This is a genomic window from Cytobacillus stercorigallinarum (genome assembly GCF_014836495.1).
GTDB classification, from domain to species: domain Bacteria; phylum Bacillota; class Bacilli; order Bacillales; family Cytobacillaceae; genus Cytobacillus; species Cytobacillus stercorigallinarum.
Genome location: NZ_JACSQT010000001.1, coordinates 356830 through 379656, shown reverse-complemented (window position 1 = coordinate 379656; position 22827 = coordinate 356830). Strand labels below are relative to the sequence as shown.

At 37.2% G+C, this 22827-nt stretch carries 24 protein-coding genes, 1 other RNA gene and 1 other annotated feature; of the genes, 2 read left to right on the top strand and 23 right to left on the bottom strand.

What is annotated here, in order from left to right:
• Positions 1–26 precede the first annotated feature (26 nt).
• The 15 genes from mltG to H9655_RS01765 all read right to left on the bottom strand — a co-directional run bounded on the left by mltG (position 27) and on the right by H9655_RS01765 (position 14763).
• Positions 27–1151, bottom strand: a complete 1125-nt coding sequence (mltG, locus tag H9655_RS01835; protein WP_191810331.1) for an endolytic transglycosylase MltG — start codon at positions 1149–1151, stop codon at positions 27–29.
• 394 nt (positions 1152–1545) lie between these two features.
• Positions 1546–1827: a DUF1292 domain-containing protein gene (locus tag H9655_RS01830; protein ID WP_095372472.1), complete on the bottom strand. Its 282-nt coding sequence runs from the start codon at positions 1825–1827 to the stop codon at positions 1546–1548.
• A gap of 12 nt (positions 1828–1839) precedes the next feature.
• Positions 1840–2256, bottom strand: a complete 417-nt coding sequence (gene ruvX, locus H9655_RS01825; protein WP_095372471.1) for a Holliday junction resolvase RuvX — start codon at positions 2254–2256, stop codon at positions 1840–1842.
• A 1-nt stretch (position 2257) separates the two neighbouring features.
• Positions 2258–2524 carry an IreB family regulatory phosphoprotein gene (locus H9655_RS01820; protein WP_095372470.1) on the bottom strand — a complete coding sequence of 89 codons (267 nt, stop codon included), beginning with the start codon at positions 2522–2524 and terminating at the stop codon, positions 2258–2260.
• A gap of 160 nt (positions 2525–2684) precedes the next feature.
• A complete protein-coding gene (gene alaS / locus H9655_RS01815) occupies positions 2685–5318 on the bottom strand; it encodes an alanine--tRNA ligase (protein WP_191810329.1) in 2634 nt (877 codons plus the stop codon).
• 53 nt (positions 5319–5371) lie between these two features.
• Positions 5372–5578, bottom strand: a binding site (T-box leader).
• Between the two features lie 92 nt (positions 5579–5670).
• Entirely contained in the window at positions 5671–6747 is a 1077-nt protein-coding gene (locus H9655_RS01810; RefSeq protein WP_191810326.1) for an AI-2E family transporter, read from the bottom strand.
• Between the two features lie 139 nt (positions 6748–6886).
• Positions 6887–7018, bottom strand: coding sequence for a DUF3918 family protein (locus tag H9655_RS01805; protein WP_095372467.1), 132 nt, complete (start codon positions 7016–7018; stop codon positions 6887–6889).
• A 26-nt stretch (positions 7019–7044) separates the two neighbouring features.
• Positions 7045–7236: a hypothetical protein gene (locus H9655_RS01800; RefSeq protein WP_191811331.1), complete on the bottom strand. Its 192-nt coding sequence runs from the start codon at positions 7234–7236 to the stop codon at positions 7045–7047.
• A gap of 19 nt (positions 7237–7255) precedes the next feature.
• Positions 7256–7726, bottom strand: a complete 471-nt coding sequence (locus tag H9655_RS01795; RefSeq protein WP_191810324.1) for a PRC-barrel domain-containing protein — start codon at positions 7724–7726, stop codon at positions 7256–7258.
• A gap of 133 nt (positions 7727–7859) precedes the next feature.
• Complete coding sequence (recD2, locus tag H9655_RS01790) at positions 7860–10259, bottom strand: SF1B family DNA helicase RecD2 (protein ID WP_191810322.1); 2400 nt, start codon at positions 10257–10259, stop codon at positions 7860–7862.
• A 42-nt stretch (positions 10260–10301) separates the two neighbouring features.
• Entirely contained in the window at positions 10302–10955 is a 654-nt protein-coding gene (locus H9655_RS01785) for a tetratricopeptide repeat protein (RefSeq protein ID WP_191810320.1), read from the bottom strand.
• Positions 10956–11318: 363 nt separating this feature from the next.
• Positions 11319–12434: a tRNA 2-thiouridine(34) synthase MnmA gene (mnmA, locus tag H9655_RS01780; RefSeq protein WP_191810318.1), complete on the bottom strand. Its 1116-nt coding sequence runs from the start codon at positions 12432–12434 to the stop codon at positions 11319–11321.
• Between the two features lie 28 nt (positions 12435–12462).
• Positions 12463–13605, bottom strand: a complete 1143-nt coding sequence (locus H9655_RS01775) for a cysteine desulfurase family protein (protein WP_191810316.1) — start codon at positions 13603–13605, stop codon at positions 12463–12465.
• A 24-nt stretch (positions 13606–13629) separates the two neighbouring features.
• Positions 13630–14049 (bottom strand): cysteine metabolism transcriptional regulator CymR, encoded by a 420-nt coding sequence (cymR, locus tag H9655_RS01770; protein WP_095372461.1) that lies wholly within the window; start codon positions 14047–14049, stop codon positions 13630–13632.
• Between the two features lie 54 nt (positions 14050–14103).
• Positions 14104–14763, bottom strand: coding sequence for a YczE/YyaS/YitT family protein (locus H9655_RS01765; protein WP_191810313.1), 660 nt, complete (start codon positions 14761–14763; stop codon positions 14104–14106).
• A gap of 245 nt (positions 14764–15008) precedes the next feature.
• Here H9655_RS01765 and H9655_RS01760 point away from each other — a divergent pair, with 245 nt between their 5' ends.
• A complete protein-coding gene (locus tag H9655_RS01760; RefSeq protein WP_191810311.1) occupies positions 15009–16274 on the top strand; it encodes a replication-associated recombination protein A in 1266 nt (421 codons plus the stop codon).
• A 160-nt stretch (positions 16275–16434) separates the two neighbouring features.
• Here the strand turns inward: H9655_RS01760 and H9655_RS01755 are convergent, their stop codons facing one another.
• From H9655_RS01755 to H9655_RS01730, 6 genes are all read right to left on the bottom strand, one after another.
• A complete protein-coding gene (locus tag H9655_RS01755; RefSeq protein ID WP_191810309.1) occupies positions 16435–17187 on the bottom strand; it encodes a polysaccharide deacetylase family protein in 753 nt (250 codons plus the stop codon).
• Between the two features lie 82 nt (positions 17188–17269).
• On the bottom strand, positions 17270–18226 hold the full coding sequence (locus H9655_RS01750) for an ABC transporter permease (RefSeq protein ID WP_191810307.1): 957 nt from the start codon (positions 18224–18226) through the stop codon (positions 17270–17272).
• Positions 18227–18229: 3 nt separating this feature from the next.
• On the bottom strand, positions 18230–19150 hold the full coding sequence (locus H9655_RS01745; protein ID WP_191810305.1) for an ABC transporter ATP-binding protein: 921 nt from the start codon (positions 19148–19150) through the stop codon (positions 18230–18232).
• Positions 19151–19159: 9 nt separating this feature from the next.
• A complete protein-coding gene (locus H9655_RS01740) occupies positions 19160–19855 on the bottom strand; it encodes an ABC transporter ATP-binding protein (protein ID WP_191810303.1) in 696 nt (231 codons plus the stop codon).
• Positions 19845–20219, bottom strand: a complete 375-nt coding sequence (locus H9655_RS01735) for a GntR family transcriptional regulator (protein WP_191810301.1) — start codon at positions 20217–20219, stop codon at positions 19845–19847. The genes H9655_RS01740 and H9655_RS01735 overlap by 11 nt, the downstream gene beginning before the upstream one ends.
• 2 nt (positions 20220–20221) lie before the next feature.
• Positions 20222–21001 (bottom strand): hypothetical protein, encoded by a 780-nt coding sequence (locus tag H9655_RS01730; protein WP_191810299.1) that lies wholly within the window; start codon positions 20999–21001, stop codon positions 20222–20224.
• 131 nt (positions 21002–21132) lie between these two features.
• On the opposite strand from H9655_RS01730, the gene H9655_RS01725 reads away from it, so the two are divergent.
• Entirely contained in the window at positions 21133–21528 is a 396-nt protein-coding gene (locus H9655_RS01725) for a hypothetical protein (protein WP_191810297.1), read from the top strand.
• 42 nt (positions 21529–21570) lie between these two features.
• On the opposite strand, the gene H9655_RS01720 is transcribed toward H9655_RS01725, so the two are convergent.
• Together H9655_RS01720 and ssrS are read right to left on the bottom strand one after the other, a co-directional pair.
• Positions 21571–22341, bottom strand: coding sequence for a tRNA threonylcarbamoyladenosine dehydratase (locus tag H9655_RS01720; RefSeq protein WP_095372451.1), 771 nt, complete (start codon positions 22339–22341; stop codon positions 21571–21573).
• Positions 22342–22626: 285 nt separating this feature from the next.
• Positions 22627–22815, bottom strand: a non-coding RNA gene (gene ssrS / locus H9655_RS01715) — 6S RNA.
• Positions 22816–22827: the final 12 nt, after the last annotated feature.

Sequence of the window (22827 nt, the reverse complement as noted above, 5' to 3'; positions counted from 1 at the left end):
ACATCCTTTTAGCTTTCCACTATTTTTTAATTATTACTAGTTATGTGCTCATTTTTCTTCACATTATGTTCATCCAATGTTTTAGAGAATAAAACTTCTCCTTCTGGTGTAGCTAGGAAATATAAATAATCTGTTTCTTCCGGATTCAATGCAGCTTCAATAGAAGTGGAACCTGCATTAGCAATCGGTCCAGGTGTTAGGCCATTGTATTTATATGTGTTATATGGATCATCTATTTCTAAATGCTTATACAATGTTCTTTCCTTGTGCTCACCATGTGCATATAAAACGGTTGGGTCTGTTTGTAATGGCATATCTTCATCCATACGATTATAAAAAACACTTGCTATCTTATCGCGGTCCACTTGTGCAGTGGCTTCTTCTTCGATTAAAGAAGCCATTGTGAGTAACTCATGGACAGACATCTCATTTTTCTCCATTGCTTCAGTGTACTGAGCAAGTACTTCACTCGTCTTTTTAATCATTGGTGTCACAATTTCTTCGACGGTTGCATCTTCTTTATAGTAATCATATGTGGCAGGGAATAAATATCCCTCTAAAGGGTATTTAATATTCTCAGCAAAAACATCATCAGTAATGACACTTGGAAATTTCTCCTGCATGTTCTGAACAAATGCTTTATCATTTAATTCTGCGAAGACTTCATCAGCCTCCATACCTGCTTTTTCTGCAATAATTGCTGCAATTTGTTCCAACTGCTTGCCCTCAGGAAGCGTGACTTTAAACACAACTTCTTGATCTACATTTCCAGTTTTTAGCTCTGATATCACTTGCCCTAATGTCATTGCAGGTGCTAGTTCATAAGTTCCCGCCATAAATCCTGATTCATTTTTTAGCTTTACATAATATTTGAATACTCTAGCATCCTTTATTATCCCATTCTCTTCTAGTACTTGACCGATCCCTGAGACGGATGAGCCAATCGGAATTTCGACATTTTTGACTTTGTCGTTATCTGGATTGACAGGCTTTAACGCAGAATTCACATAAAGGAACCCACCTAGCCCTCCGACACCTATGATTACAAATAATATGATAGCTGTAATTAACACGATTTTACGGACAACTTTCGCTTCTGTTTGCCTCTCTATCAACTTTTTTTTCATCTTACCTTTTTTATCATCTGTCATGGTAAACCTCCTTGCAACCATTTCCCCTTACTATTCATACTTTCTTTCTCTCTAATGTTGACACTGTATCAATAGCGGAAAATAGCTCGCATACATCTCGGATTATTATACTATACTTTCTGTCATAGGATAGCATATTTAGACAAAATTCTTCTAGTATGAACAAATCAGTTATGCTGTGATCCTTAATCAATAACAATTTACTAATAATAGTGAGTTAAGTTTAATAGAGAATAAAATCGAAATGTGGGTAAAGGTGGAAGTTTGAGGGGTTTATTTGAGGCAGGTTTATTTTGTGTGATAAACATTTCTTGGATTAACCTTACTCGCTAGTTTGTTGCGCAAAATGAAAGCATCTAAAGTAAAAGACCCACTGAACGCGGGTCTTTTAAGCTTACTCTTCTTCATTTTCTAAAAATGTATTTAACATCTCTTCGATAAGGTCCCATTCTTCATCCGTTTCAATTGGCATTAATTCACCATCTGTATTATCTTCACTTGGAACAAATGCGGATGCATGAATTTCAACCTCTTCTTCATCTTCATCTGCACCAATTGGATAATAAAGAACATAAGATTTGCCAAACTCTTCAGAGTCAAACGTAAAAAGCACTTCGCAAAGCTGCTCGTTACCTTCCTCATCTACTACTGTGATATTATTTTCTCCGTGATCCATTTCTTTCACCTCTTAATTCTGGCTATCTAAATAACCTTGTAAAATCATGACTGCCGCCATTTTATCAATCACTTTTTTCCTTTTTTTGCGACTGACATCTGCATCAAGTAAGACTCTCTCTGCAGCAATTGTAGTGAGACGCTCGTCCCAATAAATAACCTCAACACCGAAACGCTTGTTAAGTTCATTTCCATAGAACTGACTCGCTTCTCCCCTAGGCCCTATTGTACCATTCATGTTCTTAGGAATGCCAACAACAACTTTTGTTACTTCATATTCTTTGAGCAGCTCACCAATACGTTTAAACCCGTACTGATTTTGTTCCTCATTAATTTTCACTGTTTCGATGCCTTGGGCTGTCCAACCAAGACCATCACTCACAGCCACGCCGACAGTTTTTGAGCCGACATCTAATCCCATTGTACGCATATTATCCCTCTCGTTGCTGTTTTAAATACGACTTCACAAGTTCTTCAATAATTTCATCCCGTTCTAACTTGCGAATCACATTCCGTGCATCTTTGTGACGGGGTATGTAGGCAGGGTCTCCAGAAAGCAGGTAACCTACAATTTGATTAATAGGATTGTACCCTTTTTCCTGCAGAGCATCATGAACATGGAACAATACTTTATTGACATCTTGTTCAAATGGTTCCTCAGGAAAATTAAATCTCATCGTTTTGTCAAATGAGCTCAATTGCTACACCTCACTATTCTGTTCTTAAGCGATAAAGCTACCTATCAAAAAGAGAAGGATTGATAGCTACACCAAGGTCATTAAAGAAGAGGTTATGGTTAACCTCTTCTTTTTATGATTCGCTTTGTTTACCTACATTCTACACTAAACTATTCGGTAATCAAACGGATTTTACCCATTCCTCTACAAATTGTAACGCCACTTCTAATTTTGCTGGGTCTTTTCCACCAGCTTGCGCCATATCTGGGCGTCCACCGCCACCGCCTCCGCAGCGAGTAGCCACTTCCTTAATTAATTTACCCGCATGATAACCATTTTTAATCAAATCATCTGTCACACCGGCAATTAAGTTAACTTTTCCTTCATTCGCACTTCCAAGTACAACCACTGCTGAAGCAAGCTTTTGTTTTAATTCATCTGCCATATTTCGCAAGTGGTTCATGTCAGTCGCCTGAACTTTTGCAGCTAATACTTTAACACCATCCACTTCTTTCACTTGGTCAATCAAGCTTCCAGCTTCAATATTACCCAATTTAGTTGCTAATGATTCATTTTCTCTTTGCAATTGCTTGATTTCTGCATGTAAGCCGTCAATTTTTACTGGTACATCTTTTATATTTGATTTTAATTTGGCTCCAGCCTCTTTTAATACAGAGATTTGCTCTGTCATCATCTTATAAGCGCCTTCACCTGTGACTGCTTCAATTCTTCTTGTGCCTGCACCAATCCCGCTTTCAGATTGGATCTTGAACAAACCAATTACAGCAGTATTCGGAACATGACAACCACCACAAAGTTCTAATGAATAGTCGCCGATTTGAACAACTCGTACAATTTTCCCGTACTTTTCTCCAAATAAGGCCATTGCTCCCATTGCTTTCGCTTCTTCAATACCTTTTAGGTCAATTTGTACATTTAAGCTATTCCAAATTTTCTCGTTAACAATGGCTTCGATTTTCTCTAATTCTTCTCCTGTTACTTGTCCAAAGTGAGAAAAGTCAAATCTTAGTCGATCTGGTTCAACGAGAGAACCTGCTTGATTTACATGAGACCCTAATACATCTTTCAATGCTTGATGAAGAAGATGTGTCGCTGTATGATTTTTTACGATTTTATTACGATTAAAATAATCAACCGTTGCTTTAACCGATGAATGAGCTTTTAATACTCCTTCAGTAATAACTGCACGATGGAGATTTTGTCCATTTGGAGCTTTTTGAACATCTTTTATTTCAACCTTTAAGCCACTCGCTGTTAGCGTTCCCTTATCAGCAATTTGTCCACCACTTTCAGCATAGAAAGGAGTAGCTGTTAATATTAACTGAACCTCTTCGCCTTGAGAAGCTTCGTCTACTAGCTCTCCACCACTTACAATTGATGCGACTTCAGTATCAATCGTCAATTGCTCATACCCAACAAACTTACTATCTACCGTAATGTCACCTAGGACACGATCTTGGACTTGCATACTATCAATATCTTGACGAGCAGCACGAGCGCGATCTCGCTGATTTTCCATTTCTTTTTCAAAGCCATCATGGTCGATGGTCATGCCTTCTTCTTCCGCATACTCCTCTGTTAATTCAACAGGGAAACCATACGTATCATAAAGACGGAAAACATCCTTTCCATCGATAACGGTATGCCCATTCGCTTTTTCTTTTTTCATTACTTCTGAAAGAATAGCTAAACCTTCGTGTAACGTTTCATGGAAGCGTTCTTCTTCATTTTTTATGACTTTTTGAATAAAAGCTGTTTTTTCTTTTACTTGTGGATAGTAATCAACCATTATTTCTGCGACTACTGGTACTAACTCAAACATGAACGGACGATGAATATTGATTTGCTTCGCATAACGAACCGCGCGACGTAATAATCGTCTTAGGACATATCCTCTTCCTTCATTTGATGGAAGAGCGCCATCACCAATCGCAAATGCGACTGTACGAATATGGTCAGCAATCACTTTAAATGCGACATCTTGTTCCGCAGTTTTTCCATATTTCTCAGCGGAAATATCTTCTGTCCCTTTAATAATTGGCATAAATAGATCTGTGTCAAAATTCGTCTTTACATTTTGCACAACTGAAGCCATACGCTCTAAGCCCATGCCTGTATCAATATTTTTCTTTGGTAGTGGTGTATATGTGCCATCTGGATTATGGTTAAACTCAGAAAATACAAGATTCCATACTTCCAAATAACGTTCGTTTTCTCCACCAGGATAGAGCTCGGGATCATTTAAGTCGTTACCGTACGCTTCTCCTCTATCATAGAAAATTTCTGTGTTCGGTCCACTTGGGCCTTCTCCGATATCCCAGAAATTCCCTTCTAAACGAATAATTCGCTCTTCTGGCACCCCTACTTTTTCTCTCCATAATTGGTACGCTTCATCATCCTCAGGGTGGATTGTCACAGATAATTTCTCTTCTTCAAAACCAATCCATTTTGGGCTCGTCAAGAATTCCCAAGCAAATAGAATCGCTTCTTCTTTAAAATAATCACCGATAGAGAAATTCCCAAGCATTTCAAAGAATGTATGGTGACGTGCTGTCTTACCTACATTTTCGATATCATTGGTACGTATTGATTTTTGTGCATTAACAATCCTTGGATTTTCAGGAATGACTCGACCGTCAAAATATTTCTTTAACGTAGCTACACCACTGTTAATCCATAATAATGATGGATCCTCATGCGGTACTAAAGAAGCACTTGGTTCAACTGCATGGCCTTTTTCTTTAAAAAAATCTAAAAACATTTGTCTAATTTCTGCGCCAGTTAAATGTTTCATAAAAAAACCTCCTAAAAATAGATGTAACCATAAAAAAAAGCCCTCATCCCCAATACAGGGACGAGAACTGAAACTCGCGGTACCACCCTGATTGTGAAAGAAAACTCTCACCTCTCAAAGCACCTTAACGCGGTGAACGGCAGTAGTTAACTGCACTCCGGATTAGCTTTCTGTTATCCTTCATCGAGAAATTCTCTCAGCCATGGAATTTCCTCTCTTTCAAATGGACTATAACATACTTCTTCCATCAACATCTTAACATTATTTAAATAGATATAGTCGAATTATAGCTAGTTTTTTGCTCTTTTGTCAACATCTCAATGTCTAACAGTATCAACAAATACAGCTTAAACTATACCTTATCTGTGTGATGTCGGTTCATTAACAATTTACGCGCATGTATAAGACTGATTTTTAGGATTGCCAAAATCGGAACAGCCATAATTAAACCAATGATACCGCCGGCTTCTCCACCAGCTAATAATGAAAGCATAATTATGAGGGGGTGCATATGTAAGCTTTTCCCTACAATTAATGGAGATAATATATTCCCTTCCACAAATTGCAATACGACAATAATGATTAATGTAATAATCACCATTTTTACTGACAGTGTTGCTGCAATTATCACCGCTGGGACTGCACCAATAATTGGCCCAAAGTAGGGAATAATGTTGGTTATTGCAATAATAAACCCAAGCAACAATGGATACTTCATACCGAACACCCAAAATAAAGTAGCTGAAATTACCCCGATTACTAAACATACAAGGAGTTGTCCACGAATATAACCACCGAGCGACTTATCAACATCTCTTACAAACAAAACAGCCTCTTTGCGCCATCTTCTTGGCGTTAAGTACCAGACTGCTTTTTTTACATCTGTATAATCTTTTAATAGGTAAAAGGAGATAAATGGGATAATGGCGATGATTAAAGCATAATTAAGAATCTCAAGCAATATATTGATTGCCTTTGTTAATAATTTATCTAATGCTGCTTCTATATCGTTAATCCCATCCTCCACACGTAATTGTAATGTTTCTGGCCATTCAGATGTGCGATCTTGAATCAAAGCAATAAAAGATCGATATTGCTCGGCAAACTCTGGCGCATGATTAACTAAATCATTTAGTTGATGAATAAAAGCCGGAATACCCTTATACAATCCGTAGCCTACACCACCAAAAAACAACAAATAAATACCAAAAGCTGCTAATCCTCGGTGCATACCTGCTTGATGTAACTTTTCAACAATAGGATGTAAGAGATATGTAAAAAATGCCCCAAGTAAAAACGGAATCAGCACAACTAACAGTAATTTCAAAAGAGGGAGCCATAATTCTTTTAATTGGAAAAAGATAAAAAGTAAAATAAGAATAAGCAAAACAAAGCCTAAACGGTACAACCATTTTATACGAACGTCCATACACTACGCCTCCCTTTAATATCTTGAGAAGAGAGCATATGAATTATACATACAAGTTAAACAAGGAGAGAATCTGAAAATAAAACTAACACCCATACGAAAAACGCCCCCAATCATTTGATTGAGGACGATATAACAATTAAAACATTTTCATTACTTTTCTTTGTATCTTTTTCATATCTCTTTTTGAGACGATGTTATTTTTCTGCATATAGCTATATGCGGCTACTCCTGCACCGATGACTGCTGCTGAGGTTAACATTTTATTCATTATATGACACCTCTCATAAAATTTTTTTATGAAGAAAAACGACGCTCTTCTTCATCAAATAAGTCATCTAAAGAACTTAAAGACCCATCTTCTTCCACTTGGTGAGTGTGAATCATTCCTTTAGACAATGAGAGTTCGATAAAGCAATTCCAACAATAATATTGATTAATGCCAATCTTACCGACATCTTTACTTTGACAATTAGGACATTGAAGCATCATGGAAAGGACACCTACCTTATTCTACATTTACAATAATGGCATCCTTTCCAATCGCTGGTGCGCAACTAGCTTTAATTACTTTCTTTCCTTCAAGTACATCAGAAAAGAAGCCATCTGATAGTTCATACCCTACGATTGTGCCCATTTCTTCATTGAAATATACATCTTGAAGAAGTCCTAAGCGATCGCCCTCTCTTGTCATCATCATTCGGCCAGCCAAGCGATTTTCACTAGCAATCGTAAAATCACTATGCTTTGGAATAGCTGTTAATACATCACAACTTTCAACCATCACACCATCCCAACCAAATGAATACACATCTTTAATATCTAGAAAAAAGGATTTGCGAATAAATGAGTGGTTCTTCACCCATAGTCCCTTCACTAATCCTTCGGGTGAGATGAAGAGATCATTCACTTCACCAATTGCTCTACCGTTATTCAACACGATAACCGACAAGCCTCTTAATAAGGAAAATGTTCGCAAAAGTTACTCCCACCTTCTTTGAACATTGTTATTTTGTTCAAAGAAGGTACAGCTCATTCTTTTTCAAGGTTGGCAATTTGTTTTATGTATACAAGGGTAAAAAATAAGATGAGAAAAAATCTCTCATCTTAGTCTATTCAGCCTCTAAAAAATCATAAGGTGTGATATTTTCCATTCCTATCATCGGGTCGACTTTCATCAAGTAATCTTCATATGTTAATGATTCATCAATTGCTTCAATTGTCTCAACTTCTACGATCTCATCTTGTAATTTCAATCGTAAGTTAGATCGTCTTGATTGATCATCTAAACGTTGTACACCCATTTTTAACGCTTCTTCATCCCCACATAATATCAGGAATTGCTTGCTTCGTGTAATGGCCGTATATAATAAATTTCTCCGTAGCATCCGGTAGTAACTTTTAACGACCGGAAGAATAACAATCGGAAACTCACTGCCTTGTGACTTATGAACAGAACAACAATAGGCATGTGTGATTTGATTTAAATCCTGTTTTGTATACGTAGCTTCAACGCCGTCGAAAGAAACAATGACCATATCTTGTTTTTCTGTGTTCTCTTTCGCATAAAATATTGAAATGATTTCACCCATATCACCATTATACACATGGTTTTCAGGTTGATTGACTAATTGCAGAACCTTATCCCCAATACGATAGACGACATCACCAAAAGCAATTTCTTTTCTACTACCATCTTCATTAGGGTTGAAAATTTCTTGAATCATTTTATTCAGGCGATCAATACCTGCCGGACCACGATACATCGGTGCAAGGACTTGGATATCCTTTGCTAAATAACCTTTTTTCTTTGCATTTCGCACCACTTGTTCAATGACCGTACCAATTTGACCTGGCTGACATTGAAAGAAGGAGCGATCTTTTTGTTGCTGGGTAATATTTTGTGGCAATCTTCCCTTTTTCATTTCATGTGCCAACTCAATAATGGAGGAACCTTGCGATTGCCTATAAATATCTGTCAACCTTACTTGAGGAATGCGTTCAGAAAGTAATAAATCTCTTAATACTTGGCCTGGGCCAACTGATGGTAATTGATCTTCATCACCAACAAGAATGACTTGCATTTCTTCAGGTATCGCTTTAAAAAGTTGATTGGCTAACCAAATATCAACCATGGAAGTTTCATCCACTATAAGGATTTTCCCTTCAAGCGGGTTTTCCTCATGATGGTCAAAACCCTCACTTCCATTCCAGCCGAGCAATCTGTGAATCGTCACAGCTGGTAAACCAGTTGATTCTGCCATTCTTTTCGCGGCTCTTCCAGTAGGGGCAGCTAGTAAGAAAGGAAATGGCTCTTCTTTTTTATAGTCTTTCGGATTTAAACTACAACCATGTAATTCACCATACAATTCAACAATCCCTTGAATAACCGTTGTTTTTCCCGTACCTGGACCACCTGTTAATATCATCATTGGCGACATTAACGCTTTTTGAATGGCATCTTTTTGAGATGGCGCATATTGTACAGAAAGTCGCTCTTCTAATTGTCCTAAAGCAAGAAGAAATTCCGACTCGGGAAACTGTTCATTAAACTCCGTTTGATTGAGTATACGTTTGATATTTGTGACGATTCCCTTTTCAGAAAAGAAAAGAGAAGGTAAATATAACTGCTGTCCCTCTGCAATTACTTTTCCCTCTTCACCGAGCGTTATGATTGCTTCACTAATCGCCTCATAAGGGATTACCTCAGTCGCTTTTTCTTCTAATAGTTTTTTGACAGCAGGTAGTAATTCTTCTGCTTCTGCATATACGTGACCTGAGTGTGCACTTTCACTATCAAGCATATATAAACAGGCTGCTTTAATTCGGTCAGCGTGACTACCTGCCATTCCCAATTGTTGTCCAATTTCATCTGCCCGATGAAAGCCAATCCCTTCAATATCCTCTACGAGTTGATAAGGATTTCTTTGCAAAATATCTATCGCTTGATCTTTATATGTTTGAAAAATCTTCATAGATAGTTGCGGTCCAAAACCAAGTTGATTGAGGTGGATCATGACTTGTTCAATTCCTTGATTTTCCACAAGTGTGTCGTATAATATTTTTGCTTTTTCACTTGCTAATTTTGGTATCCCATCTAATAATGAAGGATTATTTAAGATGAGATTGATCGCATTTTCCCCAAGCTCATCGACAATACTTTGTGCCGTTTTCTTCCCAATCCCTTTAAAGAGATCACCTGATAAATAATTAACGACGCCTTCTTTTGTTTGGGGCATTTCTTTCTTATACTGCTCCACATGAAATTGCATCCCAAACTTCGGATGTTCCTTCCATTCCCCTAAAAAAGTATAGGTCTCCTCTTCATGTATTTTCGGTATATAACCAGTAATGACCGCTTCTTTCTCGTCATATTGTGCATTTGTCTCTAAAACCCGTATACGCAAAACCGTATAAAGATTACTTTCATTATGGAAAATAGTCACAAGATGCTTGCCTTTTACATACGTTTTTTGTTCAGCAAATAGATCTAAAGAATTCTGCTCATCCATCCCTTGTGCTCCTTCCTTTTTAAGTGCATCTTGTTTTTTATTTTATGACTGTTTTTCAATCATTTTCTTACCGTAGCCCGCAAGCATATGGTCCGGTTGTATATCCAATGCACGATTAAAGTGATCAAGTGCCTTTTGCACGTCTTCTTTAAAAGCATAAGCTACACCGAGATTATAATGAGCATCCGCATGTTCCTCATCTAATTCAATACAGTGTTGTAATTGCTTAATGGCTTCATCTATTAATTCTAATTGTGCTAAGCAAAGGCCATATTGGAAAGCCGCTTCTGCATCCTGTGGATTTAATTCAGTTGCACGCTGCAAGTATGGTAATGCTAGTTTCCCTTGCTCTAATTGCATAAGAGAAATACCTAACATAAAATAATTGTCTCCATGGTCAATTCCTTTTTGCATCGCTTTTTCAAACATATTTTTTGCTTCATCAAATTGTTCTTTTTCAAAAAGTAAATTTCCGACGCTATAATAAGCAACACCCGCGTTTTCATCAAGTTCAATTGCTTTTAGAAAAAACTTCAACGCACGTTCCCCGTCGCCAACGGCTGATAAAACATTACCAAAATTGATATAAGATACCGCATCCTCAGGGTTCTCATCAATCGCTTCCATAAAAATCTTAGCTGCTTCTTCCCATTTTCCTTCTTGCATATATTGAATACCTTGTTGGTTTTTATCCATTATTTATCGACTCCATTTCATCTCTTTCTCTTCGAAATAGTATAGCATATTTTTCTTCAAGACTTCATTCACAGGCTAAAACGGTCCTAGTATAAATTGGGTGTGATAGTCAATTGACCATAAATGATAGTTAAAAGCTGATCATGTGTTTGCGTGGCTAAATTTATTTTTTCCAAGTTTAGATGAGCAATTTGTTTGCTCGGCTATCCTCCAGCTTTTCTAATAAGTGAAATGAGCAAAAGTTACCCTCGACCGATTTCCGATAGATAGCAAAGGAATATGTGCGTTTCACGCTAACGTCAGTGACTCGTTGAAGAAGCAGCAAAAAAAATAAAAAACCAGGCAAACAATCTGCCTGATTTTTTATCCTACATATGTGAGCTGCTTACTATCAATATACACTTCATCAATTGTTGCCCCACCTAAACATTCATCACCGTTATAAAAGACAACTGATTGGCCAGGGGTAATCGCTCTACTTGGCTCATGAAACTTAACGCGCACTTTATTGTCTGCCAAACGTTCCACCGTCACACTATTGTCTGTCTGACGATATCTAAATTTAGCTGTACATTCAAATGTTTGTGGCATTTCTTTTTCAGATACCCAACTTACATTCACTGCTACAAGGGAATCGGAATATAGTTTTTCATGGTGAAAGCCTTGTCCTACATAAAGAACATTTCTTTTCAAGTCTTTACCAATCGCAAACCAAGGCTCTCCTGCTCCTCCGATTCCTAGGCCATGCCTTTGACCAATGGTGTAATACATTAAACCATCATGTTTACCGACGATTTTACCATCAAATGTCTCCATATTACCTGGTTGAGCTGGCAAGTAGTTACCTAGGAATTCTTTGAAGTTTCTTTCACCAATAAAACAAATACCTGTACTATCCTTCTTAGTAGCTGTTGCTAAATTTGCTTTTGCCGCAATTTCCCGTACCTCTGACTTTTTAATATTGCCAATTGGGAACATGACTTTTTTTAATTGATCTTGCGAAAGCTGATTAAGAAAATACGTTTGATCTTTGTTTTCATCAAGGCCGCGAAGCATTTTCACTTCGCCATCTCTTTCTTCTACACGCGCATAATGCCCTGTAGCTAAATAATCAGCACCTAAATGCATCGCATGTTCTAGAAACGCTTTAAATTTAATTTCCTTATTACACATGACATCAGGATTTGGTGTTCTACCTGCTTTATATTCATCAAGAAAATAGGTGAACACTTTATCCCAATATTGCTTCTCAAAATTAACAGCATAGTATGGAATACCGATTTGATTACATACGCGGATAACATCTTCATAATCTTCCGTCGCTGTACATACACCGTTTTCATCGGTGTCATCCCAGTTTTTCATAAAAATGCCGATGACATCATAGCCTTGTTCTTTGAGAAGGAGTGCAGCTACCGATGAGTCTACGCCACCGGACATACCAACAACGACTCGTGTATCTTTTGGCGCTTTTGACATGATCTTCACCTCTCATTGCTTTACTTATTTATGCCTGAAATCGTTGTACGATTTTACTTATTTCTTTTCCAGCTACACTTGCTTGTTCTATTGTATTACCATAGCCAAAGCTGAATCTTATAGAGTTACCTAGGCGCTCATGTCCTTTGCCAAACATAGCGACCAGTACATGTGATGGGTCTATAGATCCTGCTGTACATGCAGATCCACTAGATGCAGCAATCCCTACTAAATCTAAATTAACAAGCATAGCTTCGACATTTGTTTCTGGAAAGCTTAAGTTTAATACATGAGGAAGCGTTTCAGCAAGTGAACTGTTTTGCACAAACTTTACTTCATTTTCTATCAAGGTTTGTAAGAACGTTTCTCTTAATTGTTGAAAGTGCTTGCTTTTAACCGCTCTATCTTGTTGACTTATTTTCACTGCTTCTAGAAAACCAGCAATAGCAGGTACATTTTCCGTTCCAGCTCTACGCTTTCTTTCTTGCTCGCCACCAAAAAATCTTGAAGGAAGGGAAATCTCTTTACGACAATAGAGAAATCCAATCCCTTTAGGACCATTTATTTTATGAGCTGATACAGAAAGTAAGTCAATATTTGCTTCATTCACATCTATAGGCAATAGACCGTATGCTTGTACCGCATCTGTATGAAAGACCGCTTGATGATTAACGAGAAGCTTACCTATTTCAGCGATGGGTTGAATGGTACCAACTTCATTATTCGCAAACATAATGGTAACTAAAATCGTATCCTCTCGTAACGCTTTCTTAACGGTGTCTACTTCAACAACCCCTTCATTGTTGACTGGTAAATACGTTACTTCAAACCCTTCTCTTTCAAGTTCTTCGCAAGCATGTAATACTGCATGATGTTCGATTTTTGATGTAATGATATGCTTACCTTTATTTTGATTCGCTCTAGCTACGCCAAAAATAGCATGATTATCAGATTCCGTTCCACCACTCGTAAAGATGATCTCATTTGCATTAGCACCAATACTTGATGCCATTACCTCTCTTGCCTGATCAAGTACTTGTCTCGCCTCTCTACCAAAAGAATGAATGCTTGATGGATTCCCGTAATCCTCTTTCATCATTCGCGTCATTACATCAATTACTTGTGGATGCATCGGACTTGTTGCCGCATGATCCAAATAAATTCTTTCCACTCTTTTCACCTTCTTGCTAATCTGTTAAATATAAAACATATAAGCATCGGATTCACCATTATCTTTATGGTTTGCTAAATCCTCAATCGTTGTATTATCCAATACCTCTTTCACTGCGTCACGTATACGCATCCATAATTCTCTTTTGGCCGGTTCTTCATTTTCTATCCCTTCAACTGGGCTAATCGGACCTTCTAATACGCGAATAATATCGCCTGAAGTGATCTTCGATGGCTCATCTCCAAGAATATATCCACCATAAGCGCCTCTTATACTTTTAACGAAACCAGCATTTCTTAAAGGAGCAATTAATTGTTCTAAGTAGTGTTCCGATAAATCATTTGCTTGTGCAATTGTTTTTAACGAAACGGGACCTTCCCCATATTTCTTAGCGAGTTCAATCATAATCGTTAATCCATAACGACCTTTTGTCGATATTTTCATTCCCGACACCTCTATTCATCTTTATTCTCTCTCTATAAATTCCATCGTTACCTGTTATGAGGCAATCGATACTTTTCTTTCCTTCATCCGTGCAAGTAACTTATTCGTAAATCTTTGACATTGTGGTAATGCTACACCAACTATCGGGCCAGTAGCCAAGCTTAAAACGATTGTTCCCCAAAAGACAGGACCGCCAAGCTGCCAACCGATAACTAACACAATAATTTCCATACTTGACCTTATATAGGCAACTTTCCAACCTGTTCGGCTCGTTAATGCCATCATCAAACTATCCCGTGGCCCAGTACCTAAACGAGCTGATATATACAAGCCCATACCATAACAATTAATTAAAAGACCACAAGCAAACATGATGAACTTGCCCCATATCGTTTCGGGAGTGGTCATAAATGGTAATAATAAATACAAATCAATGAAGATACCAATGAGTATCATATTAAGGTAAGCGCCTGCTTTTGGCATCTCTTTACCAATGATCGCCGCAACAGCAAGTACAAAAATACCAACAATGATAGACCAAGTGCCAATTGATAGCCCTAATTGATAATACAAACCTACATGCAAGACGTCCCAAGGTGTTGCGCCTAAATCTGCAACAATAAGGAGTACAATTCCTAAACTCATTACTAATAAACCGAGTAAATAGATGATAAACCTCGGTCCTGTTTGCCCCATTTTTTTATTATTGATCATTTTCCCAAGCCCTCACAGGATAGATTGTCTTTCTTTCATCTTTCTTCTTATGCCCTCCATTGAGGCTAAAATATATTCTTTAAAATGTAGATAGATAAGTTAAAAGCATTTATTCTTCACAACATATAAATAGACCTTGCTATTATAGCACATTTGCAAGCGTTAATCATTTTAGCTTTCTTATTTTTATGATATGTTATCAAAAGGAACAGGATAAGCTTCTTATCTAATTAGGAGTGATATAGTTGAATATCAAACCGTTAGCTTTTCGAATGAGACCAAGAACAATTAATGAAATTATCGGTCAAGAACATCTCGTGGGGGAAGATAAAATTATTCATAGGATGGTAAAAGCAAAACAATTGTCCTCGATGATATTATATGGTCCTCCAGGAATAGGAAAAACTTCCATTGCTAACGCAATAGCAGGTAGTACTCAATTCGCATTTCGCACTTTAAACGCAGTGACAAATAATAAAAAGGATATGGAAGTCGTAGCAGCAGAAGCCAAGATGTCAGGTAAAGTTATTTTATTATTAGATGAAGTTCATCGTTTGGATAAAGCTAAACAGGATTTTCTTTTACCTTATTTAGAAAACGGCATGATTACATTAATTGGTGCTACAACAAGCAATCCTTACCATGCGATTAACCCAGCCATCAGAAGTCGATGTCAAATTTTCGAACTAAAGCCATTAGAAGTAGAAGAAATTAAAATGGCATTAAAAGTAGCGATTACGGATGAAGAAAGAGGATTAGGTAAAAAAACGATAGAGATAACAGATGAAGCATTAACACATTTTGCAACATCATCTGGAGGAGATGTTCGCAGTTCTCTTAATGCCCTAGAATTAGCTGTGCTTTCAACTGAACCAAGTGACTCTGGCACCATCCTCATCACACTTTCTGCTGCTGAAGAATGCATGCAAAACAAGAGTATGGCACATGACAAGGATGGTGATGCACATTACGATGTTTTATCTGGATTCCAAAAATCCATTCGTGGAAGTGACGTGAATGCTGCCCTTCACTATTTAGGGAGGTTGATTGAGGCTGGGGATATGGTAAGTATTACAAGAAGGTTATTGGTCATTGCTTATGAAGATATCGGACTCGCCTCTCCCCAAGCTGGACAAAGAACATTATCAGCCATTGAATCAGCGGAGCGGTTAGGTTTTCCTGAAGCAAGAATTCCGTTAGCGAATGCCGTGATAGAACTATGCCTTTCACCGAAATCTAATTCGGCTATTATGGCGATAGACCGGGCATTATCAGATATACGTGCAGGCATTAGCGGGGAGGTCCCTGATCACTTAAAAGACGCCCATTACAAAGGAGCGAAAGAATTAGGGAGGGGAATTGACTATAAATACCCCCATGATTATGAAAACGGATGGGTAAAGCAACAATACTTACCTAATAAGCTGAAGAAGAAAACGTATTATGAACCGAAAATGAACGGTAAATTTGAACAAGCTCTTTCCACTGTTTATAAACGACTACAACAGTAGCAATGCTGGAAAAATTCGCCCAAACCTAAATGTTTGGGTGGATTTTCTTACTTTGTTAACAATAAAATGCTAGGTGCTTCCCTATATTACTCTCATAAGTGCAATATCATCGCAACACTTTTCGCTATCACTTATTTTTACTCAACCACTCATTAAAAACTTATTGTTTTGTGTCGAAGATCGTTGTCGGAATCTCTTGTGAAAGTAAAATAAGCTCGGACACAGTTACCCCTTTAAAATCATTATTTTTCATCGTTTTCAGGATTTCCTCTAGCGCAAACACCGTCTGTGAGCGATCACCACCAGAATCATGTAAAACAATTACATCCCCAGGCTTCATCGCAGTAGATACGTGGTGGTAAATCGGATAAACACCAGGGTTCATCCAATCTTTAGGATCTTGATGCCAAGACCACATCGTTACTAAATAACCTTGTTTTGTAGCCGTATTCATAATCGTATCATTGTAAATACCTGCTACTGGCCGATACAATGTCATTGATTTAGAAGTAATTGCTTTCACAACTTCATCTGTCTTTTTTAGTTCTTTTGTCAATTTTTCTTCAGTAATCATGGCATTATATTCGTGGTTATACGTATGATTAGCGATTTCGTGACCTTCATTATTTATACGCTGGATCACCTGAGGGAAATCTTTTGCTTTTTTCCCCACGACAAAGAAAGTAGCCTTTACTTGATATTTCTTTAATAAGTCTAAGATTTGTGGAGTGTATACGGGATCTGGGCCATCGTCAAATGTAACCGCTACGTAGTTCCCTTTCATGTGACAAAAATCCCAAATGGCTTGGCCCATGTACTCATATTCAACTCTTTCTTTTGTCGATGCCTCGCTCACATTAAATGGTATAAACACAATCAATATAAAGACGAAAAAACAACATCTTATCCTCATGAGCCCCACACTCCTTCAATCATTATTGTGACCATTTCAACCATAAAAATAAGCTGCTGAAAATTTCAGCAGCTTCTATATCTTAGCCAGCTATATCTCGTTTCTTAAATATGGTAAAAGCAATGATTTGGAATATCAGAAAATACACAACCAACATGATAATGGAAAAAGTCAAAGTCATACCTGGTAGCATCGGCGTTCCTTCAAGATACTGAAACAAATCAGTATTAGCAAATAAGCTATATTTCGCCCAATCATACTTCAACGCAATAAGTTGTGTCATTTGCCCACCAGCGAACATAAGGAAAATAGATAAACCAATCGCTAATGAACTACTTCTGAATGCTGATGAAATCATAAAGGCCATCGTAGCTAGCATAATATTTTGAATGGAAGATAAAACGTACACATTGAGTAAATGCAAAAACATTGACTGTTCTTTTACTACCCCATCTTGATATAAGAGATACGGTTCACTATCAGCTAAGCCAAATAAAATGAGTCCTAATATCCCGGAAAATGCGAAAAGTACAAAGAGTAAACTAAAGCCAAATAGTAGCACAGTTATGTACTTTGAGAGAAGAATTTTACTTCTGTTAATTGGGCGAATAAGAAGTAGTTTAATCGTTCCCCAATTAAATTCATTTGCCACAATCCCTCCAGCAATAATAATCATAAATAAGCCGGCAAAATCTATTAGCGAAGACATATCAGAAATAAAACTAAGTGCCTCGTAATCTCCATTTGGTGAAAGATTGTTTTCGATACGATACTCATTGATCGCTATCATCTTTTCATAACTATCTTTTACTTCTTGAGGAAGCATCTCCCCAGAATTCTCTAACTCCTTCTGGTAGGAGTCAATCTCCATTTGTAACCCTTTTTGCCATTGGTCATTCGCAGGGACTGTTCCTTGTACATCTTGATATTTCATAAATGCCCCTGCCACAGCGACGATGAATAAAAGAATACCAATCATGACATAAGTGCCACTACGTTTAAAGATTTTTACCCATTCATTTCTAATTAATGAGAACATGACTTATTCCGCCTCCTTCTGTAGTGTTGTCACTTCAAGAAAGCGGTCTTCCAAAGTTTTCGTTGTTTCTTGAATACGATATATATTAATCCCATCATGTACCCACTCTTTTACTAATAAAGGAATGTCCTCTTTTTGCGCTCGGAGCATGAGCGTATTTCCCTTCACTTCTGCTTGCTGATTTGGAATTAATCTATCAACGGCAAGCATCGCTTCTGTCGGATGATCAACGTCGATTTCATATTCCTTTGCTCCTCCTTCAACTTGTTCATGAACAGACTGAATCGTAATTAATTTACCTTTTTGAATAATACCGACTCGATCACACATCATTTCCATTTCTGAAAGAAGATGACTAGACACAATGACGGCCATTCCTCTTTCTCTTGCTAACTTCCTTACATGGTCACGGATTTCCCGAATACCAGCGGGGTCTAGTCCATTTGTTGGCTCATCCAAAATTAACACTTTAGGATCATGTAACAAACATTGCGCTAGCCCTAATCGTTGCCGCATCCCTAGAGAATAAGTCTTCACCTTATCATGTATTCGATCAGTTAAGCCAACAAACTCTACCGTTTCCATAATTTTTTCTTTCGTAATTCCTTCTGACATCTTTGCGTAATGCAGAAGATTTTGATATCCACTCATAAATTTGTACATCTCTGGATTTTCAACAATCGCTCCTACATGTTGAATCGCCTTCTCAAAGTTTGTTTGCACACTATTATCAAGAATTTTAATATCGCCTTCACTAATGCCAATTAATCCAACAATCATCCGAATAGTAGTTGTTTTACCAGCACCATTAGGGCCTAGAAACCCAAAAACCTCTCCTTCCATTACTTCAAAACTTAAGGAATCGATAATGGTTCTCTTTTTAATGACCTTTGTTACATTTTCAATTTTAACTACTGCTTTCATTTCTTTACCTCATCCCTTATATTTTTCTTTCATCCACTCTTTAATAGACAACCCTTTCTCTTCTCTTATTGTTTCGACATGATACTGACCAAGATAACTTCCATTCTCTATCATAATCAATTCATCAAGGACTGGCTCTACTTCTTCTATTTCATGTGTAGCCATTAGCACTGTTTGTTTCTCAAAATCAATAAAGCTTAATAATCCCTGAACTAACGAATCCCGAACCATTGGGTCTAATCCTGAAAATGGTTCATCTAATAGAAGAATAGGTGCTTTTCTAGCAAGAGCCAATACTAACTTTAATCGCCCACGGTTTCCTTTTGATAACGACCTAATTTTCATTGAATCGTTTAATTTCATAAAATGTAAAAGTTCGATTGCTTTTTCTTGATCAAAATCAGCAAATTGACTCTCATAAAAATTCAGCATATCTTTAACCGTAAAAGAAGGATAAAAACTGTCTGCCTCTGTTAAATAAATGACCTTGGACGCAATTCTTCTATTGGCAAGCTCCCCTAATACATTGACATCACCACTTGAAGGGTACGTAAGGCCAGAGATGAGTTTCAGGATAGTCGATTTTCCACTTCCATTGGGCCCCACTAGGCCAATTATTTTCCCAGGATGTATAGTGAAGCTGATATCTTTCAAAACGTGATTAAAGCCATATTTTTTATTCACCTTATGAAACTCAATCATCATGATCCTCCTTAAGGAATTGAGATAGCCCTTGTTTCATTTCCTCGTTAGAAAAGCCTAACTCTCGCAAATGATTTACATAGGATTGGATGATTTGCCTTTGCATATCTCTTTTTAAGTTCATTAACTTGGCAGTATCTTCTGTTACAAATGTTCCTTGCCCACGCTTCACCAAAACGACTTCCATCCTTTCTAGCTCTTGATACGTCCTTTGAATCGTATTTGGATTCACCCCAAATGTAAGTGCCATCTCACGAACAGAGGGTAATTTTGCCCCTGGAGCTAACTCTTTTCTCACAATCTGTTGACAAACCCGTTCCATGATTTGTAGATAAATCGGCTGTGATGAATGAAACTCTTCCGCCATTTTCACACCTCAACCTTCTTTTCGAGCAACCAAGTCGAGGTAATGAATAACAGAATAGCTGTAAAGAGGTATAAAAGGATTTCTACAATGGAGATTGTACTATCAGCCATATTGAAGGTGAACCCTTCTGATTGGACAAAAAAGTTGAAATGTAACCAATCTATATTTAAATCAAGCTCACTCATATGGATTAATTGTTTGTACCAATCGCTTTCACCTATCAAACCAGAAATGAACATTTGCACAACTACTATGACAAATAAAAATATTGGGCGCACCCTTCCTAAGATCGGTACATTTTTTAAGCTATAGTAAACGAACCAATAAAAGCAAAACCATAAACCAAAATAGAGTGACGAACAGGTGATAGATAATAATAAGAAAACTGGTAGAACAACTGGGATGTTGTCGTAGAAAGAGGCACCAGGGTTATAAAAATAGCTCCCAATCACCAAAAAGATGGTAATGACTATAGACATCACAAAATAAACACTAATGGCCACTAACTTACTCATTAATAAGTAAGAACCCGGGTTTGGGTTATGCAACCACCCTTGCGTCTTTGTTTCCATGCTTAACGAAAACAAAATAAAAATGGGATAAAACAAAATATGCGCAAAAAACAAAGCAAACAGAAAAGCTGGTAAAATATTTACTTCATTAAAATAATGAGACAATGCCAGACCAATTAAAACGGTAAAAAGCAATGTTACAATTACGCCGTAAAAGTGAGATTTCAATATCTTTAATTCTTTTACCAGCAAGCCACGAAAAGGATTCATATTTTCCTCCTTTTTACATCCAGTGTATTAGTAAAATAGTACACCGGTACTTTATTTCTGTCAAACCAAATGTATGATTCTTTTTTTAAGGTAGAGGATAATAATAAATATTTTGATAAGGGAGGCTTTCGATGACATATGCACCTTGGCAAGAGCCCGATGATCAACTATTAGAAGAATTGGTTAACGAGTATAGTCAAAATGGTGATTCTAAAGCAGATGCCTTTCGCATGGCAGCAAAAAAATTAGGCAGAACAGAATCTGCCTGTCAAACGAGGTATCATACTATGAAGAAGAATAGAGAAGACTCTGCGGGCTTATCCATACAGAAAGTGATTGAATACTTAAAAACAACCCCTGACCTTTTATTATTATCTGAGAATAAGGCACTTATATTGGAAAATGAACAATTAGAGGCAAGAAATAAAGAACTAAATCAAAAATGGGAAGAAACTTGCCATCAATTAGATAATGAGCTCTCTCTTTACGAAGGATTAATGACTGTGATGAAAGAATATCGTAAATAAAATAAGAAAAGCTTGTAGCATCAACTACAAGCTTTTCTTATTTTATTTACTTTCGTCATTTACACGGCTAATAGGAATGTCTGCTAATAATTCCTTGACAACATAACTTGCCATAATGAGTCCTGATACAGATGGCACAAACGCATTAGAAGATGGTGGCATTTTCGCCTTACGTATTTTGGCATCATCTTTCCCAACAGTTTTTCTCACATCTTCACGAATAACTATCGGACTTTCATCAGAGAAAACAACAGGTATACCTTTACGAATGCCTTCCTTTCTTAAACGTGTACGAATCACCTTAGCTATTGGATCGGTATGCGTTTTAGAAATATCCGCAATTTGGAATCTTGTCGGATCCATCTTATTAGCTGCACCCATACTAGAAATAATCGGTATATCTCTTTTCAAGCACTCTTTCATTAAGTGAATCTTATAAGAAATCGTGTCTGAAGCATCAATGACAAAGTCAGGGTTATAACTAAAGAAATCTTCATATGTTTCTTCTGTATAAAACATTTTCAAAGCAATGACTTCACATTCTGGATTAATATCCATAATTCTTTCTTTCATCACTTCTACTTTTTGTCTTCCGACAGTAGAAAGCAACGCAATAATTTGTCTATTTACATTGGTAATATCCACATCATCTTTATCAACAAGCACAAGTCTGCCAACACCTGAACGAGCAAGGGCCTCAGCGGCAAATGTACCTACTCCCCCGATACCTAATACAGCCACTGTACTATTTTTCATTGTCTCTAAACCATCTTTACCGATGGCAAGCTCATTTCGCGAAAACTGATGTAACATCTATTTCAACTCCATTCCATATCTATCCTACAAATAATCATACCCGTAAAAAAATATATCATACTTTCCGTTAAATACAAGTATATCACTGGGATTTCTCTCTACTTCTTTATTTGGAGTTAACTGAATTTGTCATTCATAAAAAGAAGCATTTACTTTTACCTGTATTTCCTATGCTAGTACATATTTTTTATTGCCTTAAGTCAATTGAGGTTTACTTAGTCATAACAAAACACAAAAAAACCTGATGACTATCATCAGGTTTTACATACAATATTAAAGTGAAAGAGTCCCAATTATGCCGTCGTTATTGGTCCTTCATTTTGAACCCGCACTTAGCAGGTGGGTGTCCTGCTTCTCGCATCTGTAAGTCCCCTACAAATGAGGCATTTACGCTTACGTAGAAAACTCCGGACTCCCGAAGGTAATATGTTCGGTCAAAATTAGGGTAGACAACGTACACATCAGGACTCTTTATGATTGAAG